Source organism: Streptomyces sp. NPDC088732 (assembly GCF_044751205.1).
Classification (GTDB): domain Bacteria; phylum Actinomycetota; class Actinomycetes; order Streptomycetales; family Streptomycetaceae; genus Actinacidiphila.
The window spans coordinates 270,521-291,804 of the sequence record NZ_JBIVLI010000009.1 but is presented as its reverse complement, the minus strand read 5'-3'; the positions used below and the strand labels follow the sequence as shown (position 1 = coordinate 291,804).

The following is a 21,284-nucleotide window of genomic DNA, read 5'->3' as shown; positions in this document are numbered from 1 at the left end:
GTGCCGATGGCTCAGGATCATCTTCCGCAGTCGGCGCACGGCCGCACCTCCCCCCGCGCTCTCCTGGAGCGGTTGGCGTCGGGGGTGGGCAGGGCCGCGCGCATCACCCATACGGAGCACTTGCCCCCGAGGGTGGGTCGCCATGCCGATTGGCCTGATCAGATCCGCGGGGAAGTGATCGACGCCGTCCGGCTGGCCGGCATCGACCGGCCCTGGGAGCACCAGGCCCAGGTCGCCGCGCACGCGCTCGCGGGCAGGTCGGCCGTGGTCTCCACGGGGACGGCCTCCGGGAAGTCCCTGGCGTACCTCGTGCCGGTCCTGAGCGCCCTCATGGACGGCTCCGAGGCCCCGAACGGCCGCGGGGCCACCGCGCTCTACCTGGCCCCCACGAAGGCCCTGGCGGCCGATCAGCGGCGCGCCGTGGCCGATCTCGCGGCCCCGCTCGGCAAGGCCGTCCGCGCGGCGGTCTACGACGGCGACACGCCGTTCGAGGAGCGCGAGTGGGTCCGCCAGTACGCGACCTATGTGCTCACCAACCCCGACATGCTCCATCTGGGGATCCTCCCGGGCCATTCGCGCTGGGCCTCCTTCCTCAAGCAGCTGCGCTACGTGGTGATCGACGAGTGCCACACCTACCGCGGTGTCTTCGGTTCGCACGTCGCCCAGGTCATACGCCGGCTCCGGCGTGTCTGCGCCCGGTACGGGGCGGATCCGGTCTTCCTCCTGGCGTCGGCGACCGCCGCCGACCCCGGTGCGACGGCCACCCGCCTGACCGGCGTCCCGGTGGCCGAGGTCACCGAGGACGCGTCCCCGCGCGGCGAACTGGCCTTCGCGCTGTGGGAGCCGCCGCTCACCGAACTGAGCGGCGAGCACGGCGCGCCGGTGCGGCGCACGGCGACCGCCGAGGCCGCCGACCTGCTGACCGACCTCGTCCTGGACGGCACGCGCACGGTGGCCTTCGTCCGCTCCCGGCGCGCCGCCGAGCTGATCTCCGTGATCGCCAAGGAACGGCTCGCCGAGATCGACCGCTCCCTGCCCCGGCGTGTCGCGGCCTACCGCGGCGGCTACCTCCCGCACGAGCGGCGCGCCCTGGAGCGCGAGCTGCACTCCGGGCGGCTGCTCGGACTGGCGTCCACAACGGCCCTGGAGCTGGGTGTGGACGTCTCCGGGCTCGACGCCGTGCTCCTGGCCGGGTACCCGGGTACGCGGGCGTCCCTGTGGCAGCAGGCGGGCCGGGCGGGGCGCGCCGGGCAGGGGGCCCTGGCCGTGCTGATCGCCCGTGACGACCCCCTGGACACGTATCTGGTCCACCACCCGGACGCCCTCTTCCGCCGTCCGGTGGAGTCGACCGTGCTGGACCCGGACAACCCGTACGTGCTGGCCCCGCACCTGTGCGCGGCCGCCGCGGAGCTCCCGCTGACCGAGGCCGACCTGGAACTCTTCGGCCCCGAGGCGGCCGTCCTGCTGCCCCAGCTGGAGCGCCGCGGGCTGCTGCGCCGCCGGGCCGGCGGCTGGTACTGGACGCGCCGGGAGCGGGCCGCCGACCTCACGGACATCCGGGGCGAGGGCGGCAAGCCCGTCCAGGTCGTCGAGGCCGGCACGGGCCGCCTGCTGGGCACGGTCGACGCGGGCGCCGCGCACACCACCGTCCACCAGGGCGCGGTGCACCTGCACCAGGGCCGCACCTACCTGGTCCGCGAACTGGACCTGGAGGAGTCGGTCGCGCTGGTCCAGGAGGCCGATCCGCCGTATTCGACGATGGCCCGCGACACCACCTCGATCGCCGTGCTCGACGAGGACCTGGTGGAGGAGTGGGGCGAGGCCCGCCTCCACTTCGGCTCCGTCGAGGTCACCCATCAGGTCGTCTCCTTCCTCCGCCGCCGGCTGATCACCGGCGAGGTCCTGGGCGAGAGCAAGCTCGACCTCCCGCCCCGTACGCTGCGCACCCGCGCCGTGTGGTGGACGCTCACCGACGATCAGCTGGACGCGGCGGCCGTCCACCCCGAGGAGCTGCCCGGCGCCCTCCACGCCGCCGAGCACGCCTCCATCGGCCTGCTGCCGCTCTTCGCCACCTGCGACCGCTGGGACATCGGCGGTGTCTCCGTGCCGCTGCACCCGGACACCGGGCTGCCGACCGTTTTCGTGTACGACGGCCATCCGGGTGGCGCGGGCTTCGCCGAACGCGCCTTCCGCACTGCCAGGACCTGGCTGACCGCGACCCGTGAGGCGATCGCGTCCTGCGAGTGCGAGTTCGGCTGCCCCTCGTGCGTGCAGTCCCCCAAGTGCGGCAACGGCAACGACCCCTTGGACAAGGCGGCCGCGGTGCGCGTCCTGGACGTGCTCCTGGCCACCACTGGTGACGAGCCCGGCACGGGCGCCGACGACGGCGGCGAGCCGCCCGCGGAGTCCTGAGGCCCGGCCCGGGACCGGACCTCCGCGGGCCCCACGGCGGCCGTGACGTCGGCGATCTCACCGGTCACCGCGCAGCGCACCAGACGGGCGTGCTGCGCCGCGGCGACCCTCGCGGCGAGGGCGCAGGCCGCCTCACCACCGCGCAGGGCGTGGTCGGCCGCGGCGAGGGCGGCGAGGTCCGCGGCGGCCCCCGCGCGATGCCGGGCGGTGATCGCGGCTGCCAGGGCGAGCACCGCGCAGGCCGCGAGGACCAGGACGGCGCCCAGCAGCGTCGCCCACACCGTGGCCGAGCCCCGGTCCCTGCCGGGCCTCATGGCGTCTCCCCCGGCTGCCCGGCGGGTGCCTGCCGCCCTTCCTGCCCCTCGACGGCGGCGACCGCCTCGCCGTGGAGCGTCAAGGAGAGCGAACGGGCCTCGACGGTCACCCGGACCAGGCCGTCGCCCCGCCGGACCGCGACGCCGGCACCGGCGGGTGCCGCCGACCGCGCGGCCGCCAGTACGGCACCCTCCGGCTCGTCCCGGGCCGCCGCGCGGGCCCCGGCCCGCGCGGCGTCGACGCACCGGATCTGCGCGGCGGCGGCCGCGAGTCCCCACAGCAGCATCGCGGTCAGGAGCACCAGCGACGGGATGACGACGGCGGCCTCGGCGGTGACGTAGCCGCCGTCCCGGGCCCGCCTAGAACGCCACATCGAGGGCCCGCTTGATCAGCCCGCCGAGCGCCTCGCTCACCACGCCGGAGGTGACCACCTTGTAGAGCACGGCGGCGAACCCGCAGGCGGCCAGGGTGCCGACGGCGTACTCGGCCGTCGTCATCCCGCTCTCGCCGGTCCTGCAGCGGCGCGCGAGCTTCCTCAGAAATCGCATGACTCCCCCTCAGATCGTTCCGCCGGCGAGGATCGTCCCCGCCAGCCCCATGACCACCGGCGCGACCCCCACGAGGAGGAAGGCCGGCAGGAAGCACAGCCCCAGCGGGGCCGTGATCAGTACTCCGGCACGGCGTGCCCGGGCGAGCCCCGAGCGGGCGTGCGCGGCCCGGCATCCGGCGGCGAGCCGCGAGATCTCCTCGACCGGCGGCACGCCCGTCGTCGCCGCGCGCTCCATGCAGCGGGCCAGTTCCCGGCAGCCGAGCCGGTCCAGCCGGGCCCAGCACTCGGCCGGGTCGCCGCCCAGCCGGAGTTCCGCGGCGGCCCGGGTCAGGGCCTCGCCGAGAGGTCCGCCGAGCGAAGGCCCCACCGCCTCCGCGGCCTCCCGCGGCCCCGCCCCGGCCGCCACGCACGCGGCCAGCAGATCGGCGGCGAGCGGAAGCTGACGCTCCGCCCGGATCGGGTCCGTGTCCCCGTCGGTGGGCCGCCGGCGCTGCCACCGCCGCATCCCGTACGCCGCGGCCACCCCGGCAAGGCATCCGGGCACGCCGCCGACCAGGGCGAAGGCGCCCAGGGCGACGCCGGCGACCGGCGCCCACACCCGCAGGGCGTCCCGCCGCGGCCGTGCCCGGGTGCGGGCGTGGTGGGCCGGGGCTCCCAGGAGTCGCCGGCCCCGGCGCCGGGCCGCCCTCTCACGGCGGGCCGCGGCCATTGCCCCCGCCGTGCACAGGGCGGCGGCCGCGACCGCCACGACGATCCCCAGCCTGTGGACGAACTCGCCGTTCATGACGCCTCTGCTGTCCGCACGATTCGCGCGGTCCAGGCCAGCCCGGCCCACTCCAGTACTCCGCCGGCGGCCAGGCAGCCCAGCCCGAACGGGGTGCGCAGCAGCGTCCCCACCGGGTCCGCGCCCAGCCCGGTGCCCAGCACCAGCCCGAACAGCGGCAGGAGCGCCAGCATCAGCACCGTGGAACGAGGTGCGGCCAACTGGGCCCGCAGATCCTCCCGTTGATCGCGCTCGGACCGCAGGGCGGCGGCGATCCGGTCCAGGCCGACCGCGAGGCCGGCGCCCCCGTCCACCGCGACCTGCCAGCACGCGGCCACCCCGGCGAGCCCCTGGGCCCCGTCGATCCGGGCGGCCGTCCGCAGTGCCCCCGGCACGTCGCCGCCGAAGCGCGCGGCGGCCAGCAGGGGCAGCGCCGCGTCGGCGAGGGCGGGCCTGCCGGGCCAGCCCTCCCGCAGCAGCACTCCGGCCAGCGCACCCTGCGGGGCCAGTCCGGCCCGCAGATCACCCGCGACGGCGGCGCACAACGCCCCCACGGCAGCCGCCCGTTCCTCGGCCACCGCCCGCGACTCCCGGCCGCGCAGCCACCGCCCCGCGAGCGGCACCGCGCCGGCCGCCAGCACCGCGGGCACCACCGAGTGCGTGAGCCCCGCGATGGCCAACCCGGGTGGCAGACACAGAAGTTCACGTCCGAGCCGCCATCCGAAACGGGCCCGGAACGGCTCCAGAACGGCCTGGGCGCGCATCTCCAGCCTCCGCGGCCCCGGGACCCCGCCCGAGGGCCCCGGCGGCTGCCAGGGGCCCGCCAGGAGCGTTCGCGCGCGGCGCACCGCCTCGTCCCGTCCGCACAGCACCCAGGCCGCGACGCCCGCGCACAGTGCGGCGACGAGAGCCGGGGCGCTCATGCCGCACCCCGCTCGCACAGCGCGGCCAACCGCGGCCATCCCGGGCCCCGTTCACCGTCGCGCAGGGCGGGAACGGTGCCGACGATGCCGTCCGCGCCACGCTCCAGCACATGGACCTCGGCGACGCGGCGCCGTCCCGAACGGTCGCGGACCAGGTGCACGACCACCGACAGGGCGGCGGCCAGCTGGCTGTGCAGCGCGGCCCGGTCCAGCCCGGCCACCGCTCCCAGCGCCTCCAGCCGCGCCGGTACGTCGCAGGCCGCGTTCGCGTGCACAGTGCCGCAGCCGCCTTCGTGCCCGGTGTTCAACGCACTCAGAAGATCCAGTACTTCCGGCCCTCGCACCTCGCCCACGACGAGCCGGTCGGGCCGCATCCGCAGGGCCTGCCGTACGAGGTCCCGCAGCGTGACGAGCCCGGCGCCCTCCTGGTTGGGGGGCCTGGTCTCCAGGCGTACGACGTGCGGGTGCCGGGGCCGCAACTCGGCCGAGTCCTCGGCGAGGACGATGCGTTCACCCGGGTCGACCAGGCCGAGCAGGCAGCTCAGCAGGGTCGTCTTGCCCGATCCCGTGCCGCCGGAGACGAGGAAGGACAGGCGGGCGTCGAGCACCGCCCGCAGCAGTGCCGCCGTGCCGCGGTCCATGCTGCCCGCCGCCACCAGTTCCTCCAGCGCGAAGGCGCGGGTGCGCACGACGCGCAGCGACAGGCACGGCGCACCGACCACCACCGGCGGCAGTACGGCGTGCAACCTTGTGCCGTCCGGGAGTCGGGCGTCCACCCAGGGGCGGGCGTCGTCCAGGCGGCGGCCCGCGGCGGTCGCGAGCCGCTGGGCCAGCCGGCGCACCGCGAGCGGGTCCGCGAACCGCACGCCGGTGCGCTCCAGCCCCGCGCCGCGATCGACCCAGACCTCGTCGGGCCCGTTGACCAGCACATCGGTGACGCCCGGTTCGGCGAGCAGTGATTCCAGCGGACCGGCCCCGACCATCTCCGAGCGCAACCTGGCCACCACGTCGAGGACTTCGGTGTCGCCGAGCAGCCGGCCCTGTGCCCGCAGGGCCGCGGCCACGCCCGCCGGTGTCGGTTCGTCACCGGCGGCGGCGAGCCGCAGCCGCACGGCGTCGAGCAGCCCGGGGGCCATCGTGTCGGCGCTCATGCGGTCACGCTCCCGCCGCTCGGCAGGCTCGGCAGGGCGGCCGCCAGGAACGCCGTGCAGAACCGCGCGAGCGGTCCGCGCACGCCGCTTCCGGGTGGTTCGCCCCCGTCCAGCGACGCGGGCAGCCCCGGTTCGGCCGGCAGCTCCCCCGCGAGCGGCAGGCCCACCAGGTCGGCGACGGCCGCGTCGGTCAGCCCCGAGGCGAACGGCCCGCGGACGACGGCCCGCAGGTCGCGCAGCACCATGCCCATCCGGGAGGCGACCCGGCCCGCCGCGGCGACGGCCCGCAGCTCGGCGGGCACGACCAGCAGGCCCACGTCCGTCTGGGCCAAGGCCTCGGTCACGGCCTCGTCCATCCGCCGCGGCAGGTCCACGACGACCACGCCGCCGCGCCGGCGGGCGGCGCCCATGACGGACCGCATCGCCTGCGGCGGGACGACCACGGTGTCCCCGCGGTCCCAGCTCAGCACGCTGAGGGCGTGCGCACGCGGCAGCGACTCCTCCAGGGCGCCGCTGTTGACCCGGCCCCGGGACTCGGCGAGGTCGGGCCAGCGCAGCCCGGCCACTCTTTCCGCGCCGAGCAGTACGTCCAGTCCGCCGCCGAGCGGGTCGGCGTCGACCAGTACCGTGCGGCGGCCGGTGCGTGCGGCCGTGACGGCCAGCGCGCACGCCAGCGTGCTGGCCCCGGCGCCACCGCTGCCGCCGACGACCCCGATCGTCAGGGCCGGGTCGCCGACACCCTCCGCCGCGTCGGCGATCCGGTCGGTCAGCCAGGACTCGGCGTCGGGCAGGAAGGCGACATGGTCGGCGCCGACGTCCACCGCGCGCCGCCACACATCGGGGTCGTCCAGATCACGTCCCACCAGGAGCACACCGCGGCGCCGGGCCGTGCCCGACAGCCGCCGGGTGTCGGCCGCGCCGACCAGCACGAGCGGGGCGCGCTCCCAGCTCCGCGGCCCCGGCGGCGCGCCGAAGACCACCTCGGGCTCGGCACCCGCCGCGGCGCACAGCCGCAGCAGGTCGTCCAGCAGGTCACCGTCCCCGGTGACGATCAGCGGTCCCGCGCCGCCTCCCGGGCCGCCCGTGCCACCGCGCTCCGGCACACCGGGAGGCGCGCCTTCCGCCCCCGTTCCCCGGCGCGTCCCCGGTCCCGGGTCACGCGACGTTCCACGCGGCCTTCCGGACAGCATGCCGCTTGCCCGATTATCGCCCCGCGCTCCCTTTGCCCCGGCTTTGATTGAATCGACCACGACCTACCCCGCCCTCCTCGCTCGTTCCGGTCCGTCCCAGCGGCACCGGGCATAAGCGCCGAGCACATCTCCGGCGCAACATTTACGGCCAGAGTCACGCGAGTTGGCGAAAGTTGTTGATCTTGATGAGAATCGGTGGATAACTCAGGGGTTGTGGATATCTCCGCCACCCGTGCGGGTGAGTTCGGCCACTTCCGCTGGACGGCACACCGGATTCGCACCGAATGCAAGACATCACACACGGTGACGATCAAGGGGCATGACAGACCCCACCCGCCGACGCGGTGGAGTGCGGAAAACGGAGCGGGGCCACCCGGGCCTCAGCGCTGAAAATGTCCCCGGACATGCGACGACCCCCGCCGGGGGGGAGAGCGGGGGTCGTCCCCACGGTCCGACTCGGGGGGGGAGGAGCCAGACCGGGTTAGCACGGTCGCGAACGATCCGTGACTTCCATGGTGTACCCGAAGGCCTTCTCAGGCAAACCCACGCGCCCGAGCTTACGCCGAATGGTGGGTCCCTATGCTCGTCCTCGTGGAAAACCACCTGTCGCCGCGCACCGCCGCGTTCTTCGATCTCGACAAGACGGTGATCGCCAAGTCGAGCACCTTGGCGTTCAGCAGGCCCTTCTATCAAGGCGGCCTCATCAACCGGCGCGCCGTGCTGCGGACCGCGTACGCCCAGTTCGTCTATCTGCTCGGCGGCGCGGACCACGACCAGATGGAGGGGATGCGAAAGTACCTCTCCGACCTCTGCCGTGGCTGGAATGTGCAGCAAGTGCGGGAGATCGTGGCCGAAACACTCCACGACCTCATCGACCCGATCATCTACGACGAGGCCGCCTCCCTCATCGAGGAGCACCACCTCGCCGGCCGCGACGTCGTCATCGTCAGCGCCTCGGGCGCCGAGGTCGTGGAACCGATCGGCGAGATGCTGGGCGCCGACCACGTGGTCGCCACCCGGATGACCGTGGAGGACGGCCGCTACACCGGCAGCATCGACCACTACGTCTACGGCCCGGCCAAGGCGGAGGCGGTGGCCCGGCTCGCCGAGTCCGAGGGCTACGACCTCGAGCGGTCCTTCGCCTACAGCGACTCCGTCACCGACATCCCCATGCTGGAGGCGGTGGGGCACCCCTACGCCGTCAACCCCGACCGCGGGCTGCGCCGCGAGGCGGTGTCGCGCGAGTGGCCGGTCCTCACCTTCAGCCGTCCGGTGCGGCTGCACCAGCGGGTGCCGTCGCTGGCGATCCCCACGGGCCCCGCCCTGGCGCTCGCCGCGGTGGGCGCGGCCGCGGCGACGGCCGGCCTGGTCTGGTACGCGACCCGGCGCCGCCGTACCGCCTGACCGCGGTGCACCACCGCGCCCCTGGGCCCCACCGCCACCACCGTCCGTCCGGTGCGCGGCGCCCGGATCGTCCCGATGTGCAAAGAAGTGCGGTGAGGGGTTCCGGTTCCTCCCCAGGTGCAGTAAAAAGGTCGTAAGGCCCGCGTGACCACGGACATCCGAGAGGAACCCCGTCGTATCAGGCCCCACGGACCGAGCATGACCACCGGGCACCCACGCGACGCAGACCCGCTGACCGGGCCGGCCGCACCAGGTACGGGCAAAGACCCCGACCTGATGGGCAAATATCGTGCACGCTTGGTAACTCGACGATCATGCCAGCGGCGGCACCCTCGCGGTGCCGCCGCAACTTCGTTCCGGAGCCCCCGGAGCTCCCCGAGCTCTCGCAGCCCTGTTCAGCCCCTCAGGCGGCACCGCGCTGCAGGGCCTCGCACACGGCCACGCTCTCCCGGACGCCCAGCCCCACCGCCTGGCCGCAGTGCGCTATCCAGGCGGCCATGCCCTCCGGTGTGCCGGAGACGTAGCCGCGCAGTGCCTTGAGGTAGTCGGCACGGCCCAGCTCCGCGTGGCCGACCTCGGCCGGGCAGATCGATTTGGGGTCGAGACCGCTGCCGACCAGTACAAGGCGCTGCGCCGCCCGCGCCAGCGGCCCGTTGTACGTGCCGAAGGGGCGCAGGCACAGCAGCTCGCCGTGCACGACGGCCGCGACGACGAGCGCGGGCGCGTCGCTGCCCGCGAGCAGCAGGTCCGCGAGGCCGTCCAGCCGGGCCACGACCTCCGAGGCGGCCGGCAGCGGGAACTCCGCTTCCTGCAGCAGGGGTTCGTCCACCGGTTCGCCCGCCAGCCGAGGGCGGCCGACGGTCTCGTCCGGGGCGGCGCCGCCGGCCGCGACGAGGTGCAAACGGGCCAGTGCCTGGAGCGGCGACTGCCGCCAGACGCCGAGCAGTTGGCCGGACTCGGCGGTCAGCCGCAGCGCGGCGCCGACGGTGCGCGCCTCGCCGTCGACGGAGAAGTCGCTGCGCCGCCGTACCTCCTCCAGCGCCCAGTCGGCACCGGCGAGCGCGGCCGAGGCGCGGGCCCCGCGCAGCGCGGCCTCGGAGGCCACCTCGTCGGAGCGGCGGCGCATCACCCGGTGCCCGTAGGCCTGGTCCACGGCCTTGCGGACGAGGGCCACGGAATCGGCGACTCCGGGGAGCGAGCCGAGAACGGCGAGCGGATCAGCTGTCGTACCCATGGGTACGACCCTACGCACCCCGGTCGGTGCCCCGGCGGGCGAGTGGGGTTCGTCACCCGGGCCGGCGGCGGCCAAAGGCCACCGGAAGCCGCCGGGCCACAGGCGCGGGCAGCGCCCCCGGGCAGGACACCGGACGGCTTCCAGCGGCGAACCCGCCGCCCGGTCACAGGCCCGTCCGCGTGACGGTCGCGTCCACCGACGGGTGAACTCCCGGCGTGACACGCGGAAACGCGGCATGGCCACGACTACGCTTAACGAACATGAAGATCGCTTTCGTCGGAAAGGGCGGCAGTGGCAAGACCACGCTGTCCTCCCTGTTCGTCCGCCACCTCTCCGCCGCCGGCGTCCCCGTGGTCGCCGTCGACGCGGACATCAACCAGCACCTCGGCCCGGCGCTCGGGCTCGACGAGGAGGAAGCCGCCGCCTTCCCCGCGATGGGCGCGCACCTGCCGGAGATCAAGGAGTACCTGCGCGGCGCCAATCCGCGGATCGCGTCCGCCGAGACCATGATCAAGACCACCCCGCCGGGGCACGGCTCGCGCCTCCTGCGGGTCACCGAGGACAACCCGGTCTACGGCGCGTGCGCCCGCCCGCTGCCCCTGGAGGGCGGCAAGGCCCGCCTGATGGTGACCGGCCCCTTCAACGAGTCCGACCTCGGCGTGGCCTGCTACCACTCCAAGGTCGGGGCGGTGGAGCTGTTCCTCAACCATCTGGTGGACGGCCGTGACGAGTACGTGGTCGTCGACATGACGGCCGGCAGCGACTCCTTCGCCTCCGGGATGTTCACCCGCTTCGACATGACCTTCCTGGTCGCCGAACCGACCCGCAAGGGCGTCGCCGTCTACCGCCAGTACAAGGAGTACGCGCGGGACTACGGCGTCGCGCTGCGCGTGGTGGGCAACAAGGTGCAGGGGCCGGACGACCTGGAGTTCCTGCGGGCGGAGACCGGGGACGACCTGCTGGTGACCGTGGGCCACTCCGACTGGGTGCGCTCCATGGAGAAGGGCCGGCCGCCGCACTTCGCCTCGCTCGAGGAGCCCAACCGCCGCGCCCTGCGCGTGATGCACGAGACCGCGGACGCCTCGTACGGGTCGCGGGACCGGGAGCGCTACACCCGGCAGATGGTCCACTTCCACCTGAAGAACGCCGAGAGCTGGGGGAACGAGCGCACCGGCGCCGATCTGGCCGCCCAGGTCGACCCGGCCTTCGTCCTGGACGAACGGCTCACCCTCGCGAGGTAATCGCTCGCCCGGACGGGCGAATCTTCATCCAAAGTCCATTTGTGTGGATTACTCTCCATTTACCGACTCTTGGCAGTGACGAGACCGTCACGTTCCGTCGACACCCCTGCCCAGAATTCGGCAGCAGCAGCTCAGCACAGCACCCGCCGCACAGCCGTGACCACGACCGCGTACGCGCACACCGCACGCAGCCGCGCCGCCCCGGAGGAGACGGGAACATGCACCCCACGCACCAGCCGAAAGCCCAGCCGCCCGGCCGTCCCCGCCGCCCGCAGGGCTCCCCGAAAGAACCACCGCGGGCCCCCGGGGCCCGTCCCCAGCCGTCGCCGGGAGCCCGCGGCGGACATTCCGCCGCCGCGTGGCGGCACGACCTGTCCGCCTCGGTCGCCGTCTTCCTGATCGCCGTACCGCTGTCGCTGGGCATCGCCCTGGCGACCGGCGCCCCGCTCCAGGCCGGACTGGTCGCCGCGGCGGTGGGCGGCATCGTCGCCGGACTGCTCGGCGGCGCCCCGCTCCAGGTCAGCGGCGCCGCCACCAGCCTGGTCGTGGTCACCGCCGACCTCGTCCAACGCTACGGCTGGCGCACCACCTGCGCCATCACCGTGCTCGCCGGCATCTGCCAACTCGCCCTCGGCACCGTACGGGTGGCCCGCGCGGCACTCGCCGTCAGCCCCGCGATCGTGCACGGGATGCTGGCCGGCATCGGCGCCGCCATCGCCATCGCCCAGCTCCATGTCGCCCTCGGCGGCAGTCCGGACAGCTCCGCCCTGGCCAATCTGGCCGCGCTGCCGGGCCAGTTGGCCGCGCCGCATCCCGGGGCGCTGCTGGTCGGGGCGGTGACCGTGGCCGTCCTCGTCCTGTGGCCGCGGCTGCCGGGCAGGGCGGGCCACGCGCTGCGCTCCGCCCTGCCGGCGCCGCTGGCCGCGATCGCGGCGGCGACGGCGGTCGGCGTCCCCATCGCCCTGCCCCGGGTGGAGCTGCCCGCGCTGCACGCGGTGGCGCTGCCGGGGCTGCCGGAGGGGCCGGTCGCGGGTATCGCGGCCGCCGTCCTGACGGTCACGCTGGTGGCCAGCATGGAATCGCTGCTGTCCGCGGTGGCGATCGACAAGCTCCGTACGGGCCGCGCCGAACCGGGCGACGGCACCGGCGGCCGCGCCGACCTGAACCGCGAACTGCTCGGCCAGGGCGCCTCGAACGTCTTCTCCGGACTGCTCGGCGGGCTGCCGATCGCCGGCGGTGCGATCCGCGGTTCGGCGAACGTCGCCGCGGGCGCCCGCACCCGCCGGGCCACGGTGCTGCACGGCGTGTGGGTGCTGGTGTGCGCCGGGCTGCTGGCCGGGGTGCTGGAGCTGATCCCGCTGGCCGCGCTCGCCGCGCTGGTGATGGTGGTCGGCGTGAAGATGGTGAGCTTCGCGCACATCAGGCATGTGCAGCGGCACCGGGAGTTCCCGGTGTACGCGGCCACGCTGGTCGCGGTCGTCGCCTTCGGCGTCCTCGCGGGCGTGACGACCGGCATCGTGGTGGCGGTCTTTCTGTCGCTGCGGCGGCTGACGCACACCCGGATCACGGTGCTGGAGGAGTCCGGTGTCCACCGGGTGCACGTACGGGGTCAGTTGACGTTCCTCGCGGTGCCCCGGCTGACCCGGTCACTGGCGGAGGTCCCGGACGGGGCCAACGCGGTGATCACGCTGGACGGCTCCTTCATGGACCACGCGGCGTACGAAAGCCTGCACCACTGGTGCGAGGCGCACCGGGCGCGCGGCGGCTGGGCGACGCTCACCGGCCGCACCGGTACGCCGATCACGGTCCCGGCCAGCACGCACGCGTGCCGCCCGTGGACGCCGTGGCGCAACCACCACTGCACCAAGCCGGGTGCCGGATCCGGCGGGGCCGGGCAACTCGTCGGCGGGCTCAGCGCCTTCCAGCGCAACACGGCCCCGCTGGTCAGGGAGGAACTGGCACGGCTCGCCCGTGAGGGTCAGCGGCCCACCCAGCTCTTCCTCACCTGCGCCGACTCGCGCCTGGTCACCAGCATGATCACCTCCAGTGGCCCGGGCGACCTGTTCACGGTGCGCAATGTGGGCAATCTGATGCCGCCGCCGGGTGCCGACGCCTCCTGCGACTCGGTCGGCGCGGCCATCGAGTACGCGGTGGAGGTGCTGAAGGTCGGCAGCATCACCGTGTGCGGCCATTCCGGCTGCGGCGCGATGCAGGCGCTGCTCGGCGGCGCCGGCCGCGATCCGGGCGCGCAGACGCCGCTGGCGCGCTGGCTGCGGCACGGGCGTCCGAGCCTGGCCCGGATGGAGCGGATCGGCCGGCTGGGGCGCGGCGAGGTCGCGGTCGCCGACCGCCCGGTGACCGACGACCTGGAACGGCTCTGCCTGGTCAATGTCGTGCAGCAGCTCGACCACCTGATGGCGCACGCCTGTGTCGCCCGCAGGGTGGCCGAGGGGTCCCTGCAGCTGCACGGCATGTACTTCCACGTCGCGGAGGCCCAGGCGTACGTCCTCGACGCCGGGACCGGCACGTTCGCCGCCGTGCGCCCGGAGGAGCCCGCCCCGGTCCGCTGACCGGCGGAGCCCCCGCCGCACCCACTGTCCCCCGGCCCGCCGGCCGTCCGCCGGCGGGCCGGGGTGCGCGCGGGGTGCGGATCGCGCGCGCCGCCACCATGACAGGTCTAAACCAATATTCGCCGCGAACCCTTGTCATCCCGCCCCCGTGCTGGTGAGCTATGGCCTGGGACACACGAGGACCCCTGCGAAGGAGCACGGCGTGAGCAACGAGAGCCTGGCCAACCTTTTGAAGGAGGAGCGCCGGTTCGCTCCGCCCGCCGACCTGGCGGCCGGTGCCAATGTCACCGCGGAGGCCTACCGGCAGGCGGGCGAGGACCGGCTGGGCTTCTGGGCGGCGCAGGCCCGCCGGCTGGCCTGGGCGAAGGAGCCGACCGAGACGCTGGACTGGTCGAACCCGCCGTTCGCCAAGTGGTTCGCCGACGGCACGCTGAACGTGGCGTACAACTGCGTCGACCGGCACGTGGAGGCCGGCAACGGCGACCGCGTCGCCCTCCACTTCGAGGGCGAGCCCGGCGACACCCGGGCCGTCACCTATGCCGAGCTGAAGGACGAGGTCAGCCGGGCCGCCAACGCCCTCACGGCGCTCGGCGTCCAGGCCGGCGACCGGGTCGCGGTCTACATGCCGATGATCCCCGAGACCGTCGTGGCGATGCTGGCCTGCGCCCGCATCGGCGCCGCCCACTCGGTGGTCTTCGGCGGCTTCTCCGCCGACGCCCTGGCCGCCCGCATCCAGGACGCGGACGCGAAGCTCGTCATCACGGCCGACGGCGGCTACCGCCGCGGCAAGCCCTCGGCGCTCAAGCCCGCCGTGGACGACGCCGTGGACCGCACCGAGAGCGTGAGCAAGGTGCTGGTCGTCCGCCGCACCGGCCAGGAGGTCGCCTGGACCGAGGGCCGCGACGTGTGGTGGCACGAGGCGCTGGAGGCGCAGAGCACCGAGCACACCCCGGAGCCCTTCGAGGCCGAGCACCCACTGTTCATCCTCTACACCTCCGGCACGACGGGTAAGCCCAAGGGCATCCTGCACACCTCCGGCGGCTATCTCACCCAGGCCGCGTACACCCACCACGCGGTGTTCGACCTCAAGCCGGAGACCGACGTCTACTGGTGCACGGCCGACGTCGGCTGGGTCACCGGCCACTCGTACATCGTGTACGGGCCGCTGGCCAACGGCGCGACCCAGGTGCTGTACGAGGGCACCCCCGACACCCCGCACCAGGGCCGCTTCTGGGAGATCGTCCAGAAGTACGGGGTCTCGATCCTCTACACGGCGCCCACCGCGATCCGCACCTTCATGAAGTGGGGCGACGACATCCCCGCCAAGTTCGACCTGTCCTCGCTGCGCGTCCTGGGCAGCGTCGGCGAGCCGATCAACCCCGAGGCGTGGATCTGGTACCGCGAGCACATCGGCGGCGGCCGCTGCCCGATCGTGGACACCTGGTGGCAGACCGAGACCGGCGCCATGATGATCTCCCCGCTGCCCGGCGTGACGGAGACCAAGCCCGGCTCCGCGCAGCGCGCCCTGCCCGGCATCTCCGCGACCGTCGTGGACGACGAGGCGAACGAGGTGCCCAACGGCGCCGGCGGCTACCTCGTGCTGACCGAGCCGTGGCCGTCGATGCTGCGCACCATCTGGGGCGACGACCAGCGCTACCTGGACACGTACTGGTCCCGGTTCGAGGGCCGCTACTTCGCGGGCGACGGCGCCAAGAAGGACGACGACGGCGACATCTGGCTGCTCGGCCGGGTCGACGACGTGATGCTGGTGTCCGGCCACAACATCTCCACCACCGAGGTCGAGTCGGCGCTCGTGTCGCACCCGAAGGTCGCCGAGGCCGCCGTCGTCGGCGCCGCCGACGACACCACCGGCCAGGCGATCGTCGCGTTCGTGATCCTGCGCGGCGCCGCCCTGGGCGACGACGGCGACGAGCTGATCGCCCAGCTCCGCGACCACGTGGCCAAGACGCTCGGCCCGATCGCCAAGCCGAAGCGGATCCTCACGGTGGCGGAACTGCCGAAGACCCGCTCCGGCAAGATCATGCGCCGTCTGCTGCGGGACGTCGCCGAGAACCGGCAGCTCGGGGACGTCACGACGCTGACCGACTCCACGGTCATGGACCTCATCCAGGCGAAGCTGCCCTCCGCCCCCGGCGAGGACTGAGCACACTCCGCGGTGCGGACGCAGGGCCCCTTCGGGGGCCTTTCGTCTGTCCGCGCGCGTCCTGCGACGCCTGGGGGAGGTCCGTAAGGTGAGCAGGGCCGGAGCAGCCCGGCGGCCCCGCCCGTTAGGCTGGAAGCGCGTTAGAAACGCGACAGAAAACAGGGCGTGCCGGGAAGTCTGGTCGGCGAGGTGTACAGCCATTGCCGCACCCGACCGGAGGTCCACCCGTGAACGCGTCCAACCGCCGCCGTTCCGTCTTCCTGGGGCGCATCCCGCTCCTGGAGCGGAACTACGTCGCCGAGGCGCTGCGCGCGGAGACCGTCGGCGGCATGCTGCTGCTCCTGGCGGCGGTGGCGGCCCTGGTCTGGGCGAACAGCCCGGTGAGCGCCTCGTACACGGCGACCGTCGGCCATCATTTCGGCCCCGCCGTCCTGCATCTGGACCTGTCGGTGTCGCACTGGGCCGCGGACGGCCTGCTGACGGTGTTCTTCTTCGTCGCCGGCATCGAGCTCAAGCGCGAACTGGTGGTCGGCGAACTTCGCACCCGGTCGGCCGCGGCGCTGCCCGTCATCGCCGCCGTGTGCGGCATGGCGGTGCCCGCGGCCGTGTACGCGGTGGTGAACGCGGCGGGCGGGGGCTCGCTGCAGGGCTGGGCGGTGCCGACGGCGACCGACATCGCCTTCGCGCTCGCGGTGCTGGCGGTGCTCGGCACCTCGCTGCCCTCCGCGCTGCGCGCCTTCCTGCTCACGCTCGCCGTCGTCGACGACCTCCTCGCGATCCTGATCATCGCGGTCTTCTTCACCAGCGGCATCGACTTCGCGGCCCTCGGCCTGGCCTTCGCCGGCCTCTTCCTGTTCTGGCTGCTGCTGCGCAAGGAGGTCCGCGGCTGGTACGTCTACGTGCCGCTGGCCGTGGCCAACTGGGGCCTGATGCACGCCAGCGGGGTGCACGCGACCATCGCGGGCGTGGCGATGGGCCTGATGCTGCGCTGCCACCACCGCGAGGGTGAGAAGGAGTCGCCGGGCGAGCGGATCGAGCACCTTGTGCGGCCTGTGTCGGCGGGGCTGGCGGTGCCGCTGTTCGCGCTCTTCTCGGCCGGGGTGCCGGTCACCGGGGGAGCGCTCGGGCAGGTGTTCACCCGTCCGGAGACGCTGGGAGTGGTGCTCGGCCTGGTCGTCGGCAAGGCGGTGGGTGTCTTCGGCGGCACCTGGCTCGCGGCCCGCTTCACCAGGGCGGAGCTCAATCGCGACCTGGCGTGGGCGGACGTGCTGGCCGTGGCCTCGCTCGCGGGGATCGGCTTCACGGTGTCACTGCTCATCGGCGAGCTGGCCTTCGCGGGGGACGAGGTGCTGACGCCGGAGATCAAGGCGGCGGTGCTGGTGGGCTCGTGCACGGCGGCCCTGTGCGCCGCCGTCCTGCTGAAGCTGCGCGACAACAAGTACCGCGGCATGTGCGAGGACGAGGAGCGGGACACCGACGCGGACGGCATCCCCGACGTCTACGAATGGGGCAACCCGGAGTTCCATCTGCGCATGGCCGCGATCCACGACGCGAAGGCGGCCGAGCACCGCAGGCTCGCGGAAGTGGCGCGCTCCGGCGGCGCGGACGAGGATGAGTCGGGCATGATCGGGGGGTAGCCGTAACCCACTTGCCCGTTATGACTTCACGATGAACCGACGAACGACGGAGGACGCGATGAGCCCAGCGGACGTGGACAAGCCCGTGGCGGTGACCGTGACCGCGAACGGCGGCCGCAGTCTCGGCCAGCTCTTCGCCGCGGCCACGGCGGATCTCTCGGAGCTGATCCACGAGGAGATCGCCCTCGCCAAGGCCGAACTCCGGCAGGACGCCAAGCGTGCCGGCATCGGTGGCGGGGCGATCGGCGCGGCCGGCATCCTCGCGCTCTTCGCGCTGCCCGTGCTGAGCTTCGCGGCCGCCTACGGCATCCACAACCTGGGCCTGGGGCTCGCCTGGTCGTTCCTGATCGTCGGCGGCGCGTTCCTGGTGCTGGCCGGTCTGCTGGGCCTGCTGGCGATGGCGAAGTTCAAGAAGATCAAGAAGCCGGAGCGCAGCATCGCCTCCGCCAAGGAGACCGCCGCCGTGCTCCAGGGCGTCAAGCCGCACCCCCGCCCTTCGGAAACGGAGGGCACGCTCCAGGCGAAGGTATGACACGCTCAAGGCATGACGGTCGCTGACAGTTCCTCGGTGGTACGGATCGACGGGCCCTGGACCCACCGGGATGTCGCGGCGAACGGAGCGCGCTTCCACATCGCCGAGGCGGGTGACGGGCCGCTGGTGCTGCTGCTGCACGGCTTCCCGCAGTTCTGGTGGACCTGGCGGGACCAGCTGACCGCCCTGGCCGACGCGGGCTTCCGCGCGGTCGCGATGGACCTGCGCGGGGTGGGCGGCAGCGACCGCACGCCGCGCGGCTACGACCCGGCGAACCTGGCGCTCGACGTCACCGGTGTGATCCGCTCGCTCGGCGAGCCGGACGCCGCGCTGGTCGGCCACGACCTCGGCGGCTACCTGGCGTGGACGGCGGCCGCGATGCGGCCCAAGCTGGTGCGCCGGCTGGCGGTCAGTTCGATGCCCCATCCGCGGCGCTGGCGCACGGCGATGCTCTCGGACCTGCGGCACAGCGCGGCGGGAGCGTACGTGTGGGGCTTCCAGCGGCCGTGGATCCCCGAGCGCCGGCTGGTCGCGGACGACGCCGCGCTCGTGGGGCAGCTGCTGCGGGACTGGTCGGGACCGCGGATGCCGGACGACGAGGTGGTCGAGGTCTACCGCCGGGCGATGAGCATCCCGTCCACGGCGCACTGCTCGATCGAGCCGTACCGCTGGATGGTCCGCTCGCTGGCCCGGGTGGACGGCTTCCAGTTCAACCGCCGGATGAAGCGCCCGGTACGGGTGCCGACGCTGCATCTGCACGGCTCGCTCGACCCGGCGATGCGCGCGCGGCACGCCGCGGGCAGCGGTGAGTACGTCGAGGCGCCCTACCGCTGGCGGCTGTTCGACGGTCTCGGGCACTTCCCGCACGAGGAGGACCCGGCGGCGTTCTCGGCCGAGCTGATCAACTGGCTGAAGGACCCCGAGCCCGACCGTTGATCGTCGGCCGTTAATCCCATATGACCATCAGCCAAATGCCGGACGCATAGGCCAATTGATGGACCCACAGGCGATTACGGACCTTGGACCCCGGGCAGACAGCTCGGTATGGGCTGGACGCACGACTACCGTGACGTGTCACGCGATCGCCGCGCCAACGGAGCGCGCAACATCACCGGGACCGCGGCCCCGGACCACCGGCCGGGCGACTCGGGGCTCGGCATCCCGCACATCCTGAGGCGGCGCGCCCGATGGGTCGGCGCCCGCCTCCGGCACACCCGCAGCGGCTGACGAACTCCCCCGCCACCGGCGGAAGCACCCCGCCCGCACGGGCTCTCACAGGGCACACGCCTGCGTGTCGACCTGCCGGTCCGCCGTACGCCCGGCCTGGACGTCGGCCCGGACCTCGTCCGCCGTCAGGGCGTAGCCGGTGTCCGCGTCGTCCAGCGACTTGGCGAACACGACGCCGTACACCCGGCCGTCGGGAGTCAGCAGCGGGCCCCCGGAGTTGCCCTGCCGTACGAGGGTGAACAGGGAGTAGACGTCGCGGTGGACCGTACCGCGGTGGTAGATGTCCGGGCCCGTCGCCGAGATGCGGCCGCGCACCCGGGCGGCACGGACGTCGAAGCCGCCGTTCTCCGGGAAACCGGCCACGATCGCGCCGTCGCGGGACTTGGCGTCGCCGCCGGTGAAGGCCAACGGGGGCGCCGACAGCGCGGGGACGTCGATGACGGCGATGTCGCGCTGCCAGTCGTAGAGCACGACCTTGCCGTCGTACACCCGGCCCACGCCGCCGATCTGCACGGTGGGGTTGTCGACGCCGCCGACGACATGGGCGTTGGTCATCACCCGGTGCGGCGCGAAGACGAAGCCGGTGCCCTCCAGCACCTTGCCGCAGCTGGGCGCCGTGCCCACGACCTTCACGATGCTGCGCCTGGCCTCGCCGACGACCCGGCTGCCGGCGAGCGCGGGGTCCGGCGCGGGCACGTCGGTGATCGGCTCGGTGCCGAACGGCGAGAAGACCTGCGGGAGTCCGTTCTGCGCGAGCGCGGAACTGAAGTCGGCGAACCAGGTGTCGGCGGCCGGCGGCACGATCCGCGCCACCCCCAGCAGCACCTTGGACGAGCGGACCTCACGGCCCAGGGTCGGCAGCGTGGTGGTCGTGGCGAGGGCGGAACCGATGAGCCAGGCCACCAGCAGCATGGCCAGGACGTTGACCAGCGCCCCGCCGATCGCGTCCACGGCGCGGGCGGGGGACCAGCTGACGTGTGTGCGGACCTTGTTGCCCAGATGCGTGGTGAACGCCTGCCCCACCGAGGCGCACACGATCACCAGGACCACGGCGGCGACCACCGCGACCGTGCCCGGTGCGGAGTTCCCGGTGACCTCGTGCCAGATCACGGGCAGCACGTAGATCGCGACCAGACCACCGCCGAGGAAGCCGATCACCGACATCACGCCGACGATGAATCCCTGGCGGTAGCCCACGATCGCGAACCACACGGCGGCCAGCAGCAGCACGATGTCCAGCACATTCACCTGCACACCGTCTCATGGCCACTCAACCCAGTGGGACCGTCTTTGCCCGATCCCAAGGCCGCTCCCAGCCCGCGAAGTGGAGAATCCGGTCGATCAGGCCCGCCGTGAAGCCCCACACCAGGGCGCCCCCGACCTGGAACGCGGGCCCGCGGTAGCCGCTGGGGTGCCGGACCGTGACGCGGTTCGCGGGGTCGGTCAGCTCGTCGACCGGCGCCGTGAACACCCGCGCGGTCTCGGCGAGGTCGACCGCGCCCACCGGGCTCGGGGTGTGCCACCAGCCCAGCACCGGCGTCACCACGAACCCGCTCACCGGGATGTACAGCCGCGGCAGCACACCGAACAGCTGCACTCCGGTGGGGTCGAGGCCGGTCTCCTCCCATGCCTCGCGCAGCGCGGCGCGCAGCGGTCCGGCGCCCTCCGGGTCGCCGTCCTCGGGGTCGAGCGCACCGCCGGGGAAGGACGGCTGCCCGGCGTGCGAGCGCAGCGAGGCCGCGCGCTCCATCAGGAGCAGCTCGGGGCGTCCCGTCCCGCCCCCGTCGCCGAAGAGGACCAGGACGGCGGAGGGGCGCCCTCCGGTGGGCGGCGGCAGGAAGCGGCTCAGCTGCTCCGGCTCCACCGCGTCGGCCGCTCGGGCCACCGGCTCCAGCCACTCCGGCAGCCCCTCGCGCCGCACCTCGACGCCGTTGATCCCCGGGCCTTCGACGTTGTTGACGCTGTTGATGC

17 protein-coding genes and 1 pseudogene are annotated in these 21,284 nt (G+C 73.8%); 8 read left to right on the top strand and 10 right to left on the bottom strand.

Annotated elements, in window-relative coordinates:
- Window positions 1-6: 6 nt before the first annotated feature.
- Window positions 7-2,412, top strand: coding sequence for a DEAD/DEAH box helicase (locus ACIP9H_RS17955; protein ID WP_401959723.1), 2,406 nt, complete (start codon window positions 7-9; stop codon window positions 2,410-2,412).
- A gap of 62 nt (window positions 2,413-2,474) precedes the next feature.
- Here the strand turns inward: ACIP9H_RS17955 and ACIP9H_RS17950 are convergent.
- The 7 genes and pseudogenes from ACIP9H_RS17950 to ssd all read right to left on the bottom strand — a co-directional run.
- Window positions 2,475-2,726: pseudogene (locus ACIP9H_RS17950) on the bottom strand (Rv3654c family TadE-like protein); the annotation flags it as partial.
- Complete coding sequence (locus ACIP9H_RS17945) at window positions 2,723-3,100, bottom strand: TadE family type IV pilus minor pilin (protein ID WP_401591569.1); 378 nt, start codon at window positions 3,098-3,100, stop codon at window positions 2,723-2,725. The pseudogene ACIP9H_RS17950 and the gene ACIP9H_RS17945, both read right to left, overlap by 4 nt.
- Window positions 3,087-3,275: a DUF4244 domain-containing protein gene (locus ACIP9H_RS17940; protein WP_360913224.1), complete on the bottom strand. Its 189-nt coding sequence runs from the start codon at window positions 3,273-3,275 to the stop codon at window positions 3,087-3,089. The genes ACIP9H_RS17945 and ACIP9H_RS17940 overlap by 14 nt, the downstream gene beginning before the upstream one ends.
- A 9-nt stretch (window positions 3,276-3,284) precedes the next feature.
- On the bottom strand, window positions 3,285-4,061 hold the full coding sequence (locus ACIP9H_RS17935) for a type II secretion system F family protein (protein ID WP_401959721.1): 777 nt from the start codon (window positions 4,059-4,061) through the stop codon (window positions 3,285-3,287).
- Window positions 4,058-4,963, bottom strand: a complete 906-nt coding sequence (locus tag ACIP9H_RS17930) for a type II secretion system F family protein (protein ID WP_401959719.1) — start codon at window positions 4,961-4,963, stop codon at window positions 4,058-4,060. The genes ACIP9H_RS17935 and ACIP9H_RS17930 overlap by 4 nt, the downstream gene beginning before the upstream one ends.
- Window positions 4,960-6,114: a TadA family conjugal transfer-associated ATPase gene (locus ACIP9H_RS17925; protein WP_401959718.1), complete on the bottom strand. Its 1,155-nt coding sequence runs from the start codon at window positions 6,112-6,114 to the stop codon at window positions 4,960-4,962. The genes ACIP9H_RS17930 and ACIP9H_RS17925 overlap by 4 nt, the downstream gene beginning before the upstream one ends.
- Window positions 6,111-7,304 (bottom strand): septum site-determining protein Ssd, encoded by a 1,194-nt coding sequence (gene ssd / locus ACIP9H_RS17920; protein ID WP_401959717.1) that lies wholly within the window; start codon window positions 7,302-7,304, stop codon window positions 6,111-6,113. Before ssd ends, ACIP9H_RS17925 begins: the two co-directional genes overlap by 4 nt.
- Window positions 7,305-7,883: 579 nt before the next feature.
- Between ssd and ACIP9H_RS17915 the strand changes: the two genes are divergently transcribed.
- The gene (locus tag ACIP9H_RS17915; RefSeq protein ID WP_401591579.1) at window positions 7,884-8,708 is read left to right on the top strand and encodes an HAD family hydrolase; all 825 of its coding nucleotides are present in this window, start codon (window positions 7,884-7,886) and stop codon (window positions 8,706-8,708) included.
- A gap of 403 nt (window positions 8,709-9,111) precedes the next feature.
- Here the strand turns inward: ACIP9H_RS17915 and ACIP9H_RS17910 are convergent, their stop codons facing one another.
- A complete protein-coding gene (locus ACIP9H_RS17910) occupies window positions 9,112-9,942 on the bottom strand; it encodes an oxidoreductase (RefSeq protein ID WP_401591581.1) in 831 nt (276 codons plus the stop codon).
- A gap of 260 nt (window positions 9,943-10,202) precedes the next feature.
- Between ACIP9H_RS17910 and ACIP9H_RS17905 the strand changes: the two genes are divergently transcribed.
- The 6 genes from ACIP9H_RS17905 (at window position 10,203) to ACIP9H_RS17880 (ending at window position 19,022) form a co-directional block, all read left to right on the top strand.
- Window positions 10,203-11,183: an ATP-binding protein gene (locus tag ACIP9H_RS17905; protein ID WP_401959715.1), complete on the top strand. Its 981-nt coding sequence runs from the start codon at window positions 10,203-10,205 to the stop codon at window positions 11,181-11,183.
- Between the two features lie 218 nt (window positions 11,184-11,401).
- Entirely contained in the window at window positions 11,402-13,753 is a 2,352-nt protein-coding gene (locus tag ACIP9H_RS17900; protein ID WP_401591585.1) for a SulP family inorganic anion transporter, read from the top strand.
- Window positions 13,754-13,955: 202 nt separating this feature from the next.
- The gene (gene acs / locus ACIP9H_RS17895; RefSeq protein WP_360913207.1) at window positions 13,956-15,917 is read left to right on the top strand and encodes an acetate--CoA ligase; all 1,962 of its coding nucleotides are present in this window, start codon (window positions 13,956-13,958) and stop codon (window positions 15,915-15,917) included.
- Window positions 15,918-16,144: 227 nt separating this feature from the next.
- On the top strand, window positions 16,145-17,554 hold the full coding sequence (gene nhaA / locus ACIP9H_RS17890; RefSeq protein ID WP_401591587.1) for a Na+/H+ antiporter NhaA: 1,410 nt from the start codon (window positions 16,145-16,147) through the stop codon (window positions 17,552-17,554).
- Between the two features lie 58 nt (window positions 17,555-17,612).
- A complete protein-coding gene (locus tag ACIP9H_RS17885; RefSeq protein WP_401591589.1) occupies window positions 17,613-18,086 on the top strand; it encodes a phage holin family protein in 474 nt (157 codons plus the stop codon).
- A 12-nt stretch (window positions 18,087-18,098) separates the two neighbouring features.
- Window positions 18,099-19,022, top strand: coding sequence for an alpha/beta fold hydrolase (locus ACIP9H_RS17880; RefSeq protein WP_401591591.1), 924 nt, complete (start codon window positions 18,099-18,101; stop codon window positions 19,020-19,022).
- Window positions 19,023-19,358: 336 nt separating this feature from the next.
- On the opposite strand, the gene ACIP9H_RS17875 is transcribed toward ACIP9H_RS17880, so the two are convergent.
- Together ACIP9H_RS17875 and ACIP9H_RS17870 are read right to left on the bottom strand one after the other, a co-directional pair.
- Complete coding sequence (locus ACIP9H_RS17875) at window positions 19,359-20,561, bottom strand: MarP family serine protease (protein WP_401591593.1); 1,203 nt, start codon at window positions 20,559-20,561, stop codon at window positions 19,359-19,361.
- Between the two features lie 22 nt (window positions 20,562-20,583).
- Window positions 20,584-21,282, bottom strand: a complete 699-nt coding sequence (locus ACIP9H_RS17870) for an NUDIX hydrolase (protein WP_401591808.1) — start codon at window positions 21,280-21,282, stop codon at window positions 20,584-20,586.
- Between the last annotated feature and the right edge of the window lie 2 nt (window positions 21,283-21,284).